15 protein-coding genes are annotated in these 13,229 nt (G+C 45.3%); 5 read left to right on the top strand and 10 right to left on the bottom strand.

Annotation, left to right across the window (positions count from 1 at the left end):
- The first annotated feature begins 95 nt into the window (after positions 1-95).
- Positions 96-509 (top strand): hypothetical protein, encoded by a 414-nt coding sequence (locus QUB52_RS03195; RefSeq protein ID WP_265235303.1) that lies wholly within the window; start codon positions 96-98, stop codon positions 507-509.
- A 177-nt stretch (positions 510-686) separates the two neighbouring features.
- Positions 687-884 (top strand): hypothetical protein, encoded by a 198-nt coding sequence (locus QUB52_RS03190; protein ID WP_265235302.1) that lies wholly within the window; start codon positions 687-689, stop codon positions 882-884.
- A gap of 47 nt (positions 885-931) precedes the next feature.
- Here QUB52_RS03190 and QUB52_RS03185 read toward each other — a convergent pair whose 3' ends face one another.
- Entirely contained in the window at positions 932-1,276 is a 345-nt protein-coding gene (locus QUB52_RS03185; RefSeq protein WP_265235301.1) for a Dethiobiotin synthetase, read from the bottom strand.
- A 344-nt stretch (positions 1,277-1,620) separates the two neighbouring features.
- Here QUB52_RS03185 and QUB52_RS03180 point away from each other — a divergent pair, with 344 nt between their 5' ends.
- Positions 1,621-3,099 carry an SGNH/GDSL hydrolase family protein gene (locus QUB52_RS03180; protein WP_265235300.1) on the top strand — a complete coding sequence of 493 codons (1,479 nt, stop codon included), beginning with the start codon at positions 1,621-1,623 and terminating at the stop codon, positions 3,097-3,099.
- A gap of 137 nt (positions 3,100-3,236) precedes the next feature.
- On the opposite strand, the gene QUB52_RS03175 is transcribed toward QUB52_RS03180, so the two are convergent.
- The 4 genes from QUB52_RS03175 to QUB52_RS03160 all read right to left on the bottom strand — a co-directional run bounded on the left by QUB52_RS03175 (position 3,237) and on the right by QUB52_RS03160 (position 7,098).
- Positions 3,237-4,046: an MlaE family lipid ABC transporter permease subunit gene (locus QUB52_RS03175; RefSeq protein ID WP_265235299.1), complete on the bottom strand. Its 810-nt coding sequence runs from the start codon at positions 4,044-4,046 to the stop codon at positions 3,237-3,239.
- A 208-nt stretch (positions 4,047-4,254) separates the two neighbouring features.
- On the bottom strand, positions 4,255-5,289 hold the full coding sequence (locus tag QUB52_RS03170; protein ID WP_265235298.1) for a patatin-like phospholipase family protein: 1,035 nt from the start codon (positions 5,287-5,289) through the stop codon (positions 4,255-4,257).
- Positions 5,290-5,547: 258 nt separating this feature from the next.
- Entirely contained in the window at positions 5,548-6,177 is a 630-nt protein-coding gene (mtnB, locus tag QUB52_RS03165; protein WP_332974290.1) for a methylthioribulose 1-phosphate dehydratase, read from the bottom strand.
- Positions 6,178-6,429: 252 nt separating this feature from the next.
- Positions 6,430-7,098, bottom strand: a complete 669-nt coding sequence (locus QUB52_RS03160) for an HAD-IB family phosphatase (RefSeq protein ID WP_265235297.1) — start codon at positions 7,096-7,098, stop codon at positions 6,430-6,432.
- Here QUB52_RS03160 and QUB52_RS03155 point away from each other — a divergent pair.
- Complete coding sequence (locus tag QUB52_RS03155) at positions 7,085-7,222, top strand: hypothetical protein (RefSeq protein WP_332974288.1); 138 nt, start codon at positions 7,085-7,087, stop codon at positions 7,220-7,222. The genes QUB52_RS03160 and QUB52_RS03155 overlap by 14 nt on opposite strands.
- Positions 7,223-7,337: 115 nt before the next feature.
- Here QUB52_RS03155 and QUB52_RS03150 read toward each other — a convergent pair whose 3' ends face one another.
- Positions 7,338-8,195 carry a Crp/Fnr family transcriptional regulator gene (locus QUB52_RS03150; protein ID WP_442923207.1) on the bottom strand — a complete coding sequence of 286 codons (858 nt, stop codon included), beginning with the start codon at positions 8,193-8,195 and terminating at the stop codon, positions 7,338-7,340.
- Positions 8,196-8,552: 357 nt separating this feature from the next.
- Between QUB52_RS03150 and QUB52_RS03145 the strand changes: the two genes are divergently transcribed.
- Complete coding sequence (locus tag QUB52_RS03145) at positions 8,553-9,404, top strand: DALR anticodon-binding domain-containing protein (protein WP_332974286.1); 852 nt, start codon at positions 8,553-8,555, stop codon at positions 9,402-9,404.
- 116 nt (positions 9,405-9,520) lie between these two features.
- On the opposite strand, the gene QUB52_RS29205 is transcribed toward QUB52_RS03145, so the two are convergent.
- The 4 genes from QUB52_RS29205 to QUB52_RS03130 all read right to left on the bottom strand — a co-directional run bounded on the left by QUB52_RS29205 (position 9,521) and on the right by QUB52_RS03130 (position 13,213).
- Complete coding sequence (locus QUB52_RS29205; RefSeq protein WP_375339798.1) at positions 9,521-9,646, bottom strand: hypothetical protein; 126 nt, start codon at positions 9,644-9,646, stop codon at positions 9,521-9,523.
- A 164-nt stretch (positions 9,647-9,810) separates the two neighbouring features.
- Positions 9,811-10,944 (bottom strand): hybrid sensor histidine kinase/response regulator, encoded by a 1,134-nt coding sequence (locus tag QUB52_RS03140; protein ID WP_332974284.1) that lies wholly within the window; start codon positions 10,942-10,944, stop codon positions 9,811-9,813.
- Complete coding sequence (locus QUB52_RS03135) at positions 10,941-11,312, bottom strand: response regulator (RefSeq protein ID WP_265235293.1); 372 nt, start codon at positions 11,310-11,312, stop codon at positions 10,941-10,943. The genes QUB52_RS03140 and QUB52_RS03135 overlap by 4 nt, the downstream gene beginning before the upstream one ends.
- A 437-nt stretch (positions 11,313-11,749) precedes the next feature.
- The gene (locus QUB52_RS03130; RefSeq protein ID WP_265235292.1) at positions 11,750-13,213 is read right to left on the bottom strand and encodes an ATPase domain-containing protein; all 1,464 of its coding nucleotides are present in this window, start codon (positions 13,211-13,213) and stop codon (positions 11,750-11,752) included.
- Positions 13,214-13,229 lie beyond the last annotated feature (16 nt).

The raw sequence follows: 13,229 nt of genomic DNA, 5'->3' as shown, positions 1-13,229 counted from the left end.
CTTTGATTTCGCCTTTGAAGGTTCGTATTTGGACTCTTCAAGAATCCCCTCGCCTTTAGGCATGGGGAGTATCAAGGGATTTATTTGCTATTATTTTGGCTTTTGCTGCTTTCCTTGCTGGGAAAATTGCCACCCGTGCGGGGAATCAGCGGGCGCTTTTGGGCGGATTGGCGGCAACTGCTGTTTTGCTGTTAGCGGTGGCTTTCAGTCAGGGGATTGTGATGGTAGCAGTAACTGTTTTGGCTGTAATTTTTAGTTATAGTTTGGTGGCTAACGGTATGGTTCCTTTTGCTTTGTCTCTGGTGCCACCGCAGCAGGGAGGGTTGGGCGTGGGGATTTATTTTGGCGGTTTTTCGCTGGAGATGAGTTTGTACTCAGTTATGTTTGCAGAACCTTGGGCTATTCCTGTTGTTAACACGGCGGTTGTAGGCACGATCGCCTTTTTAGTTGCTGGTGTCTGTGTCGCTGCGGGCGATCGGCTCAAACAAACACTTTCTGTAAAAAATTAATAAGAGTTGTTATGGAGCTTGACAAGAGTTATGATGCAGTTTAACTTGATCCCTACCAATCGTGAATAATTATTTCATCGTTTCATATCTTTTGCCAATCTGAGTAATAATAGAAGTATTGAGCAAGCCCCGAAAAATTTGGCGGCGCAACCCTACGGATAAATTGAGGATACTGCTATGTTGGGTTTGAAGCGAGAAACCAGAAATTTAGGGATAGTCGAAACCAGTAATAGGGAGATGCGAGGCTCTACAACCTCGGCTGCTAAAACTATTGGCATTACCCGATCGCGAGTTTACAAAGATGAGGCTTTAGTGTCCGCCTCGCTGGCGGGACTTCCGGCTCTTTTGGCATCCCTAGAAAGCTTTCGCGAGTAGAGTTTGACAATTTTTCTTGTTAAACGTCGGGAGTTGACTCAGCTAAACTATTGCCAGACGCCGGAAAAGATATTCTTGACTGCGATCGCAATTCTAGTTAAGTCTTCTTTGAGCAGTGGCGGCCAAGAAACTCCTCTGCGAAGTCCTGCTTCAAATTGTAGCAAACTCTCGACTGAGAGTAAATGCAGTGCCGAGATTAATTGGCGATCGAGCATTGGAGATTCTTGCAGCCCTTCAAACAATATTTTTAAAGCTAATAAAATCGATGTCACCTGTCCCGGTACGGGCGGCTGGCCTTGTTTGAGGCGCATCAGGAAGGCGTCGGGATTTTTCTTGGTGTCCAGGGCTGTTCCTTGGTCGATCAGAAAACTGCGGGCTGTTTTGTAATCCATTTGACGTGCGATCGATCTTTTGCAATTAATCAGCCAGAATTATATCATCTTTTGTCGCACTATATTGTTAATATAACAGAATCAAGAATAAAAAAGCAACTCGTAAGGCGCGCACTGTACAACCGCAAGCTATTCCTGAACCGCACCATGTAGCGTACAAGCTATCGAAAGGTTTACAATGTGAACGCTAGAGATACTTTTGGTAAGCTGTTCTACATTTAAATTGTGTGTCAAAAATCAATAAAATTCTTGTGGGATGGGCTTTGAGCAGCGTCCCGAATATGCAATTTAAATGCTCCACAGCTTAGTTAGGGATAATTTTTAGAGAACCGAAACATAAAACAATGGCAAAACGGCACGGTAACAGCCTAAAATCCCAGATTTATAGATACTGGTGGCTACTTTTATTATGTTTGAGCTTCCTGTTAGTTCCGATTCTTAAAAAAACAGCAGTCGCCACCCCATTTCCCCCACCCGCTCCTATTGCAAATAATGCTAATTTGGGAGCCAGAATTCAACGGACGATGGGGTTACTTGCAACCAGCACTCCCACACAACGCCGAAAAGTACGCATCTTATTTTACGGTCAATCCATCACTCAGCAAGATTGGTGGCAAGATGTAGCAAAGGATTTGAAACAGCGATTTCCCTATGCAGATTTGATAGTGGAAAATCGGGCAATCGGAGGATTTGCAGCGCCGATTTTAATCCGTCCCAGCGAACACGATTTGTATCCTTTTTATCCAGACTTGCTAATTTTTCACGTCTACGGAGGCGATGAAGATTACGAAGCGATAATTGCCAATGTCCGCAGCCGCACTGCTAGCGAAATACTCTTGCATTCAGACCACATAAACTGGTTGCCCGCAGGTAACAAGAGCGATAATCCAGATGAAGTCAAAGGATATGAATGGCACAACACTCATTCAACTAAATGGCTGCCTGAGTTGGCAGATAAATACGGCTGCGAAATCGCAGAAATTCGCGCACCTTGGCGCAGATATTTAAAAGACAATCGATTGCAGCCCAAACAGCTATTGAGTGACAGCATTCACCTCAATGATTGGGGAAATTTCCTCTTGGCTGCTTTGATTAAACCGCACCTGCGATACAACCCAAACTCTCCTCAAGCAGCGTCGCAGGATTTAGTCAAAACCTATAGAGTTGGCACTGATGTTAAGTGGCAAGATGGTAAGTTGGTTTTGGAGTTTGAAGGAAATCGGATAGATGCGATCGCTGATAAAACCTTCAACGGCAAGGCAATTTCTGCTAAAATTGCGATCGACGGCAAAAAACCCTCAGAATTTCCCGAACTTTACAGTATCACCAGACCCAGCGCTAGTCTGGGCGTCGCTTGGCCCGCAATTCTCCAAATATCCAGCCAAAAACCCCTAATCATCGAAGATTGGAAAGCGATAATCACTGAGATTAACAGCGATGCTACCAAGTTTAAATTTGACGTGATCGGTTCTAAAACAGGTTACGACGGCAGCGGTACAAACGACGAAATGTTTGTTTCAAAATCTGGCCGCGTCGTGATTGAACCGAAAAACTGGTGGCTGCAAAATGCCTATGAATACTCTAAAAAGCTGACTCCGAAAGGTTTTGAGATTACTTGGCAGGTTAAACCGATGTTTGTTGATTCATACATTCCGCCAAAGATTGTAGATTCAAGCCTAGAATATCCTACAACATTGGCTCAGAATTTAAGCAATTCCAAACACATTCTCGAAATCATTCCCGAAACAGACAGCAAAGTTCCAATTCAGGAAATTAGAGTTTATCGCCCTCCTTATATTCCTGAGCCGAAACCCTCTGTTTAATCTCAAATAGACAAGATTGCAATAAAATAGACTTGAATTGCAAAAGCCCTTTGAATCAAATTTTCGGACGATGCTCAAAGCGTCGTCCTAATTATTTTGGTAATCTTGTCTAATCTAAAATCTAAAATCAATTAACCTCAACTTCTAGTAATTCCCAACTCATGAAACATCAACAGCGATAAAAAGAAATCTGCCACAAAAATAAACACCCAAGAAGTCACAACCGCCGCCGTTGCAGCTTGGCCTACACCTTTTCCTCCGCCCGTGGTAGTCAACCCCCAACCGCAACCGACGAGGGCAATAATCAACCCAAAAATAAAACTCTTAATCGCCACAGTTACTAAATCCCAAGGCCCCAAAAAAGTCCGCACCGATTCCAAAAATACCGACGGTTCCAACTCATAAAAATTAACCGCCACAAACAGCCCGCCCAAAATCCCCACCGCCACCGCAAAAATTGTTAAAATCGGCAGCATGATGCAGCAAGCTATCACCCTCGGCACTACTAAATAATCAACTGGATTTGTTCTCAACATATACAGGGCATCTATTTGTTCCGTCACCTGCATTTCTCCAATCTCCGCAGCAAAAGCCGAACCTACTTGTCCCGCCACCACGCCCGCCGTTAAAACTGGTGCTAATTCGCGGCAAAATGCCAGAGCAAAAGCACCTCCCACCGCCCCAACCGCCCCAAACCGAATCAATTCTCTGGCCGATTGAACGGTGAAAATCATGCCCGCAAAAAAGGCTATTAGCAGCACGGAGCGCAAAGAATCCAGGCCTACGGTGACTAAATGTTCCATGATTTTGCGGCGGTCAATTTTGCCTTGCAGGACGCGCAGCAGCACTTGGCCGCCCAGGAACAGCGTCACTAAAAACCGCTGAAACCACCTGTTATTCAAGGTTTCATCTAAATGTCGATCGCGCTTTTGGTGTTTTTTAACCAATTACTGACGGCTCGCGATTAATTGCAAACAGGACGAAGCATTGCCACATAGAGATTTTCGGCAATTGTACAGCAATTATTGCACGATTTGTCAACATATATTTTCAGTCTGCCAGAGGGAGCGATTGGTGGGTTAGGCGCGGTTTGAGATTTATTTATTGGTTACTTAACTTAATCGCCGCGCCCAACCCACCCTACAATATGACTAACTACTCGGCAAGCAACAAGTCGATCAACTCATCCAACCGTTCGTTATACTTTTCGGCTTGCTCCTTGCCAATTCTCACCAGTTCCGATATCTTCTTTTCCGAAGCATCATCAATCGGCAGCGGTTGTTCGTGGCTCAAATCTGGACTAATTCTCAAATATTGATTTGGTCTTTCAACCGCATCATAAATTTGGAGCATTTGATAATTTATAGTTTCTGAAACTCCGGTCATCATGATATTAATCAAAGGCTCAACCCACTCAACTTGACCCCAGTTTTTTACTTCTTCGTAGGGGAATTTTTTCTGAGCTTGTCCCGTCCCCAGCGATAAGATTACCATATCTTTTGCTGTGGGGCCTCTCTCTGGGCGTTCGTCGGGAATTTTTAATTTATTTCTGACTTCAGCATAGGCACAAAGTGCTGGATTGTTTGCGAATACTCCCCCATCAATTAAAGCGTAGGATTCGTTTGTCAGAGAGTAGATTTTGGGAGATTCAAAGTAAGAGGGAGCGGCAGATGTGGCTCTGGTGATATCTCTGATAAAATAGTCTGCTTCTGGATATTTTTTAGCATCTATTTGATTGAAGAAGTTAGCTTTTCTTCTTTCGATATCGTAACTGGTAATTAAACAAGGTTTCAGCAGTTGGCTGAGTTGGCAATCTTTGAAATGTTCCAAAAAGAATTTTTCTAAGGCATCGCTCGGATATTTCTCATCTATCAAACCGTCGATAGATTTGAGTTTTTGCCAAAATGAACTCTTAAAAACCTCGCGACCGCTCTTGATGGAAAAATTAACAGCGTCTTGAGCCGTCCACCGAGGTCTGCTGGGATTTTCGGTATCGGGACACAAATAGATGCAGGTTAAAATTCCTCCGGCACTCGTGCCGGCAATTAAATCAAAATAGTCAGCTATTCTCGCATTTGGGTTGCCGCTTTTCTGTTGTAGCTTGGTCTCAAGGCTAACTCCAACTTGCGCGGGGATAATCCCTCTAATTCCGCCTCCATCTATGGATAGAATTCTGGTATATTTAGCCATAATTTTTATTATCTATTCTTGATGTTTGCTCGTTTTATACAGTCTACATAGTCCATAGTCAGGACAGTTTTTAGTTCGTAGTCTGAAACCCTAGATTTACCGGAAAGTAACTCGATTGCCGAATCATTTTGCAACCATTATTATACGGTTAGCCATCAAAAATTGTCCCAAGTATTGCATAGTAATAGCGGTAAGGTGCGGTGTGAATGGAACTCAACATAATTAGGTTTTGCATCCTGGAATGTCCAGATTTCAAATCTAACATTTCAAATCTAAATTTAATTGGCGGGCTGCGAGGGTGTAGCGAAAAATGTATTCTACAATTTCTACGTAATTGTAGGCGGCGGCTGGGGAGTCTGCCCAAACTGTGATGCCGTGATCGCGAATTAACAAAGCGGGTACAGAGGGCGATGAAACCGCAAAATATTCACAAATTTCCTTGGCAATTTTAGGGACTTCTAAATAATTTGTAAATAGGGGTATCGCCACCTGCGGGTTTTCCTCCCACACCCCCAAACCTTTGAGCATTTCGATCGCAGGTAAAGGCACTGCATCGCCTGCTACTAGCCGAGAAACTAAATTTGCCTCGATTGAGTGTACGTGATAGCAAGCTTTCGCGTCTGGAAAACAATTGTAAACGGCTAAATGAATGCTGGTTTCGGCGGAAGGGCGGCTGTCGGGAACAGGTTGCTCAACAATAACGCCGTCTAAGCTCATTCTGATAAAATCTGAAGCAGTTAACTGCCCTTTCTGACGCCCACTAGCAGTAATCCAAAAACTGCCGTCTGGTAAGCGGGCTGAAAGATTACCAGCAGTCCCAGCCATCCAACCGCGATCGTAAAAATGTTTGGCTGCTGCAATTAAATCCGATCTCAAATCGCCACTCATTCTCTGCAAATCCTCAGATTTTGATCTATTTTTGACGTTGATAGGAATTGCGCTAGCCGTTTTAAACGTAGGGTGCTTATGCACCTTACAAGTACATATATAGCCTTTCTCAGAAAGATCAGGTACGCTTCCAGCATAGGGCATAGGGCATAGGGCATGGGGCATAGGGCATAGGGCATGAGGCTCTCCTCACTTTTTTGAGAACCGCTATAGGCTGCTTAGTGCGATTTTTGCGCAATTCCTAGTTAAGTTTCAATTCCATTTCTGGGATAAAGTTTCCAACACGTCAAAAAAATTATCCCATTTAGTATACGGCTTTTGCTGTTCGTCTAGATACTCGGCTAGCCGATCGCGCGCAAACACCGAATTCGCCTGCAAAGCCATGTTAAAATCCGTCAGAGAATCTCCGATCGCCACCTGTTCCTGGGATGGGTGCAGGCTCATCACCCGCACCTTAGACACCAATTCCGCATCTCCTTCAAACTCAGAATTGACTCGTAAGTGAGGCCCACTAGCGTCTACATCCACAGCATAAATGGCGATCGCCCGGTGTACCAAATCACCCATCACCGTCTCTACCATAATCCGCAGGCCACCGGAAACTATCGCAAAATCCACCTTTTGCTCGTCCAAAAAATCCAGCAATTCCACCAATCCCGGCCGCATCAGCTTTCCCCTAGAAAATTCTACAATTTCCCCATAACATTCCGAGGGAATAGACTCTAGTAACTGGCGCACTCCCGATCGCAAACTCAGCCTTCTTGCGTGTATTTCCGGCATTAGTTGAGATGACAATTCCGGTGCAAAATGCTTGAGCATTGCTACAAAAGTTTCTTCAACAGTTATCGTGCCGTCAAAGTCGCAGAATACCACCCGTTGCTGATTGTTCGGGATTGGAGATTTTTGCTTGTCATCGGTCATTGTCATTAGTACCTTGAAGAAGGAAGAAGGAAGAAGGAAGAAGGAAGAAGGAAGAAGGAAGAGGGAAGAAGGAAGAAGGAACGAGGAAGAAGGAAGAAGGAAGAGGGAAGAAAGCTTTAGTTAGTTATCTCCGAGAGTAACAATCGACCGCTTATGCTTCAGCAATTAAGAACTTCCCAACCATTTTGGCGATTGATTTAATAGCGATGCGCTGTTTGTGGGGAATCACCCGCAGGATTTTATGCAGATTCTTCTAGATCATCTTCGAGGGAATCTTCTAGATCATCTTCGAGGGAATCTTCGAGGGAATCTTCGAGGGAATCTTCGAGGGAATCTTCGAGGGAATCTTCGAGGAATCCTGCTACATCCTGTTTTTGATTTTTGGTCTTTTGGGGAGTAGCCTTAGCCGGCAAACAGATTAAATTGTCATCTTCAGTATTAATTAAACCTTTCGATCGCAACTTACCCATCAGCCGCGTCACCGTCACCCGTGTTGAGCCGATGGCGCTACCAATTTGAGCGTGAGTCAATGTCCAAGGTAATCGGTAGCCCCGAACCACATCCGGTGATCCCTCACCTACGTAGGGTTCGCCGAACTCTTCGATCAACAAAGTGAGAAAACCCAGCAATCTGTCGATCGTCCGGCGCTGTCCCAAAGTGCTTAGCCAGAGCAGTTTTCGCTGGTGCTGGTAGCGAAACGCATCCAGAATTTCCCGGCGAAAGTGAGGCCAATTATCCAAATCGTGCCAGTACATCCACACTACGTGAGTGTGATCGGCGTGGGCATAAGCTTGGAGCGTAAAGGGAGACTGAGCAACCAGTTCAAAGGGCTGACCTGCGCCGACGAAACCCAAAAAAGCTTCTTCTGTAGTTTTGTCAGAGGATTTCGACGATTTTGAAGCGGCGCTAACCTGAGCGCTGCCTACGAGCCGCACAGAACCTTTCTGGACTAAATAGAGCAGTCCGGGTCTGGCTGGAATCTTCTCGTCTTTGCTAAAAGTCCGGCAGCGGTAGTGTTCCTGGGCCCAGTCGATAATTCGCTGCCAGGTGATAAAAGGTCGATCGATCGTTTCTGGATGTGTGGAAGTTGATTGCATAAGTGAGGCTCTGGGATATATTTAGTTAGTGAGAAAAACAGCTTTGGCCTGCATTGCGATACTAAGTGAGACAACCAACCCCCGATCGAGCTGACACGCTTCTTAACTGTGCTGACTCTTCTCAGTTTTACCCAAAATTTTAATGTAGCAAAAAATACATGAAAATGGTAGAATTCAGCAATGAGTCGATCGTAAATTATTGTATATTTCGCCCAAAAATCGCTAGAAAGTGGATTAATTCGATGTAGCGCCACCGGAATAAGCCGATCGACTATCTCTGACATGAGCAGTTTAACGTACAAGGACAGCACAAGTGGTAACAGTCTCTAGGCACTTTTACCGCAGGATGGGCCGATAATGGATACAGCAAATATCTCGCAGTACCCAGAAGTTACAGTGAAGTGTTTCTTGCTCTTAAGGTTCCACAGGGCGATCGCCCAGCAGGGGACAATGACCGAAATTCCGTTAAATCGGGCTAAAAATAGCGCGCGAGTGCTGTATGTGTCTGCGATCGCCCTGAAATTGACTAAAACTTGGCAGCAGACACCGCAGGCGATCGCCACACAGTTGGCCGAAACTCTCCAACCGTTGTGTTACCCGGATTTCGCCGTTAAAGTCGCACGGGATGGAATGATTGAACTAGAGTTGACGGATGCCGGTTTAGCCGTCTGGTTGCAGCGTTTAGCTCAAATTCCCCTCCCAGTTCCAGAATATCGGATCTTATCTCCTGTTGTGTGTGCCGATCGACTGTTTCCGATTCAGTACAGCCACGCGCGCTGTTGTTCCCTGTTGCGAATGGCCGATCGCGATCGCATAATTGCGATCGCACAGCCCGATGTCACTACAGCGCCGCAAATTTGGTTCCTAGCGAGTCCAAATCCTATCCCTTGGATTGACGAGGGCGATCGACTGCGGTTAGTGCATCCAGCAGAACGCCGTTTAATATCCCAACTGTTAACAGTGCTAGACAATTTATATCCTACTTTTGACGTGAAAAACCGCGAACAACCTGTCAATTATTTCAAATTAGCCAATAGTTTGAGCGAAGCATTTCAGATTTTTTACAGCCAGTGCCGAATTTGGGGAGAAGTTAAAATAGAACAGCCAAAACTAGCCCAAGCTCGATTAGGTTTAATATTAGCAACTCAATCTTTGCTGCGATTTATCCTAGAAAATTTGTTTAACGCTATTGCTCCTTTAGAACTTTGAATTAGTCAGTCTAAAAAAGTAATAACGAACACAAAATAAAGTATTTTACTGTATTTTGGCGCTGGTTTCGGACAAGTTTAGTTCTTGAAATTGCCGTGATAAATGAGTTATTTTTGCTAGCTTAAACGAATTTCCAACAAATCGCGAGAACCCGTTACTCTTGGGCAGAGAAATAGCAGCAGCGCGATGCACTTTAAAATAGTGTGAATTTTCCGCCAGCGGTGCGATCGAGCATGATAAATTTCCGCTGGAATTGCCTAGGAAAAAACCATCAAAAGCCTTGCATCGATGCCGTAATAAAAATGAGAAACCAGCGATTTATCATCCCTGCCAAAAATCCCGTCTTTAAATCCCAATATAATTCCTGCATCTAGTTTAAGGCGTTGCAGGCGAGATTTGCTTTTTTCTAGGTTTTGCGATCGATCGGCAGCGTTACCGTAAATATACTGCCGACGCCTTCTTCACTGATCAATGTAATTTCGCCACCGTGCAAGTCCACACATTTTTTAACAATGCTCAGCCCCAGTCCAGTACCGGGAATTCTACCGACATTTGTAGCCCGGTAAAATGACTCAAACAGCCTTCCTTGGTCTGCTACAGGTATGCCAATTCCTGCATCCTGTACCGAAAAAATAGCCTCAGTTTCAGTAAGTTTTAATTCAAAGATTACTTCGGTATTTGGGGGAGAATACTTAATCGCATTTGACAGCAAATTTCCCAGAATGCGCCGGAGCAAGCTTACCTCCAAACACGCCATCGCCGATGGACCGTGATTCACAAAAATCAGCGTTACCGGCTCAGTTTGAGGTTTCAACTTTAGGCTGCTCTGAAATTCCTCTACCAATTCATTACAAAACGTTGCTAAGTCAAGCGGTAGCAAGCAAAACCCGGTTTTTCCTGACTCAACACGGCCTAGCAGCAGAACGTCGTCCAATAACTGATCGATGCCTTTGGCGGCTGCTTGAGTTTTGTCTAGCAGTTCTTGTGTTTTCTCATCTGTTAATTTCGATTTGTACTGGGTAAGAAGTTGTGTAGTGCCGATGATGAAATTCAAAGGATTGCGAACGTCGTGGGCAATCATGTACAGCAAAGAGGTTTTCATCTCGTTGAGTTCTTGGGCTGTTTGCAAAGTGCGATCGAGTTGGTCGTGAGACAATTTGAGAGTTAAAGACAACTGGCGCGATCGCAGCAAAATCTCCACCCGCGCTTGCAATTCTATCTTCTCGATCGGAGCGATAATCAAATCGTCAATACTTTGCCAAATAAATTGCGTTGCCATCCCTACATCCGAGCGGGATGTAATCAAAAGAAAAGGCAAGCATACCGGGTGTTCTGCCTGTTTTTGGGCTGCAACCCATTGCCAGTGGCGTTTCAGGGCAAGACCATCAATTATAGCCAGGTCAAAAGATTGATTAAATGGTAAAAATTTCTCACTATTTTCTCCTGAGTTTGGCAGCAACACCTCATAGTAAACTGCTAGCCATTCTAATAACAGGCGGCGATTTTCTTTCTGTTCGACAAGCAATAAAATTTGACTCACACAGGTTCTCCTAGCAAGCTGTGAACAATGGATAGCAAATCTCTAACGATCAAAGGTTTTACCAACATATTCCGAGCACCGTGGCAGAGGCTTTCGTGCTGAATGGCAGCGCTTTGTCTGGGCGAGAGTATCAGAAAAGGGATTTGGTGATTTCGCAGTTGTTCGCAACAGTGCCAAATCTGGCGGTCAAAACCAGAAATATCTACTAAAGCCATCCCGATCCTAGCAGGCTCACTGATAGCTTTTGCAACCTCTTCAAAACTATAAGCCGCGATCATTTGGTATCCTTCTTTGTTGAGAAATTGTGCTAGGAGTTCCAAGTTTCGGTGATTGCGGTCTACGGCTAAAATTATTGAGTTGTCAGTCATCTATCAGCTTCCTCTGAATACGGATTATACAATTTGAGGTTTTAGATTAAAGAAGTGAAGAATTGGGAATGACTGATTATATATGGGTTTGGAGCTTACCTAAAGTTGGATTATTTTTTTGATCTGGTATTAGCTTACTTTTCGGCGAGCTCTTACAGCGGTTTTCAGTTGAGTGAAGTACAGATGCTCGATCGCAGGACACGGCCCCGTTGCTAAGTCCTTACTGTATTTTATAGAATTGAAAACTGCTATAAAAGTCGGAAAATATACAATTTTACCAATATATTTAAGTTTTCCAGAACTTAGGCTAGTGGTGAGGTGCGGGGTGCGCGCACTACTGTTAGTGGTGAGGTGCGGGGTGCGCACCCTACTGATTAGTAGATTCACAACTGCAAAATTAGCAGCAAATGGCCAAAAACAGCACGGAGAACCCCGATTCAATCTTCCTCCGCTTCCCCCTCAATCCACGTCGGCGCCGAGCTCAAAATGCCGCGCAGCCCCCGTATCGGTTTGCTGACTTTGATGCCGTAGCGAGTAATCTCAAGTTCTCGCAGAGTTCTCTCGAAATTGCTGACTCGTTTTTTAATTACGCCGATCGCCTTGCGGATTTCTGTCCTATTATGCAGTTGGCGTTCCAGATAGCGTATAAACATCAGATTATCCGCCAAATAGCTAATCCCGATCTCAGTCAGGCGAAAATCTCCGCTAATGGCTTCTACCTCATTAATCAAGATAACGGTGACTCCCATATTCTTCAGATATTTGCACAAAGCGTGCAAATTGTTCACCAAATCTTGCCCCTGCATCGAAAGCTGATAGCCAGAAATGCTGTCAATCATCACAATTTGCGTCTTTTGCTGCTCCACCTCCTGGCGTACCATACAGGCAAACTGATCCGGCGAGTACAGCAAAGGTTCTACGGGTATCACGGAAAGACTTCCTTGCCCAATCATCGCCCCAACCGGGATGTTAACTGATTCGCAGCGGCCCAGCAGAGTAGAAATTGACTCCTCAAAAATGTAAACTACCGATCGCTCCCCCCTTCCCGCCGCCTCCTTCATAAACTGCATCCCCACCGTCGTTTTACCCACGCCGCTAGGCCCAGTAATCACCGTCACAGTCCCCCGTTCCAGTCCCCCGTGCAGCAGCTCGTCCATTTCTGGAACCCCAGAAGAAATTGCTTCAGCAACAAAATCCTGTTGATAGTTGCCAGGAAGCAGTCGCGGAAACACCTCCATACCAGCCTGAGTCAGGCGCAGCGAATGGCGGCCGCTGCGAAAGTTGGAGCCTCGCAGCTTGGTGACAGACAGGGCGCGTCCTTCAGGGCGCAGTTCCAAGTAAATTACTCCGTCGCTGATGAATTGCAAATCGTCGTCGGGAGCACTTGAAGTGCCTTCTGAGGTGAACACCACCGTCGCCCCCCCTTCCACCAAAAACCGCAGAAAAGACAAAACCTGCTTGCGAAACTGAAACTCATCCGCAGCTAAGTAGCGAAATTGGGTGATTGCATCCAAAAACACCCGTTGTGGCTTGACAGCTTTGACTCGATCGATAATCTTTTGTGTAGTCGGTTCTCGCTCCACCTCCGAGGGGGAGAAAATGTCATAAGTCTGAACTTCTGTAAAAAATTCTGAGGATGGGCTCAAATCCAGGAACGCCATCGCTTCAATATCAAAACCGAGACTTTGGGCATTGGCCCGCAATTGCGCTTCGGGTTCTCCTAAAGTAATAAACAGGGGCGTTTCTCCCACAGCCAAACCTGCTGCCAAAAAGTGAAAGCCCAGTGTAGTCTTGCCAGTACCCGGGCCGCCGCGCACCAGATAAGAGCGTTGAGAAATTAGGCCGCCGCCAATCACTTCGTTGAGACCGGTAATTCCCAGAGAAATTCGGTTTTGAGACATTTGTTTGTTCATGTTT

The organism is Microcoleus sp. A6-C6, from assembly GCF_036705955.1.
Lineage (GTDB): Bacteria > Cyanobacteriota > Cyanobacteriia > Cyanobacteriales > Microcoleaceae > Microcoleus.
This window is presented reverse-complemented; position numbering and strand designations above follow the sequence as displayed.

What these genes read in the sequence shown, in the direction of transcription:
- QUB52_RS03190 (WP_265235302.1), top strand. Translation starts at nt 687, where the DNA reads ATGTTGGGTTTGAAGCGAGAAACCAGAAATTTAGGGATAGTCGAAACC.
- QUB52_RS03185 (WP_265235301.1), bottom strand. Translation starts at nt 1,276, where the DNA reads ATGGATTACAAAACAGCCCGCAGTTTTCTGATCGACCAAGGAACAGCC.
- QUB52_RS03180 (WP_265235300.1), top strand. Translation starts at nt 1,621, where the DNA reads ATGGCAAAACGGCACGGTAACAGCCTAAAATCCCAGATTTATAGATAC.
- QUB52_RS03170 (WP_265235298.1), bottom strand. Translation starts at nt 5,289, where the DNA reads ATGGCTAAATATACCAGAATTCTATCCATAGATGGAGGCGGAATTAGA.
- mtnB (WP_332974290.1), bottom strand. Translation starts at nt 6,177, where the DNA reads ATGAGTGGCGATTTGAGATCGGATTTAATTGCAGCAGCCAAACATTTT.
- QUB52_RS03160 (WP_265235297.1), bottom strand. Translation starts at nt 7,098, where the DNA reads ATGACCGATGACAAGCAAAAATCTCCAATCCCGAACAATCAGCAACGG.
- QUB52_RS03150 (WP_442923207.1), bottom strand. Translation starts at nt 8,195, where the DNA reads ATGCAATCAACTTCCACACATCCAGAAACGATCGATCGACCTTTTATC.
- QUB52_RS03145 (WP_332974286.1), top strand. Translation starts at nt 8,553, where the DNA reads ATGGATACAGCAAATATCTCGCAGTACCCAGAAGTTACAGTGAAGTGT.
- QUB52_RS03135 (WP_265235293.1), bottom strand. Translation starts at nt 11,312, where the DNA reads ATGACTGACAACTCAATAATTTTAGCCGTAGACCGCAATCACCGAAAC.
- QUB52_RS03130 (WP_265235292.1), bottom strand. Translation starts at nt 13,213, where the DNA reads ATGTCTCAAAACCGAATTTCTCTGGGAATTACCGGTCTCAACGAAGTG.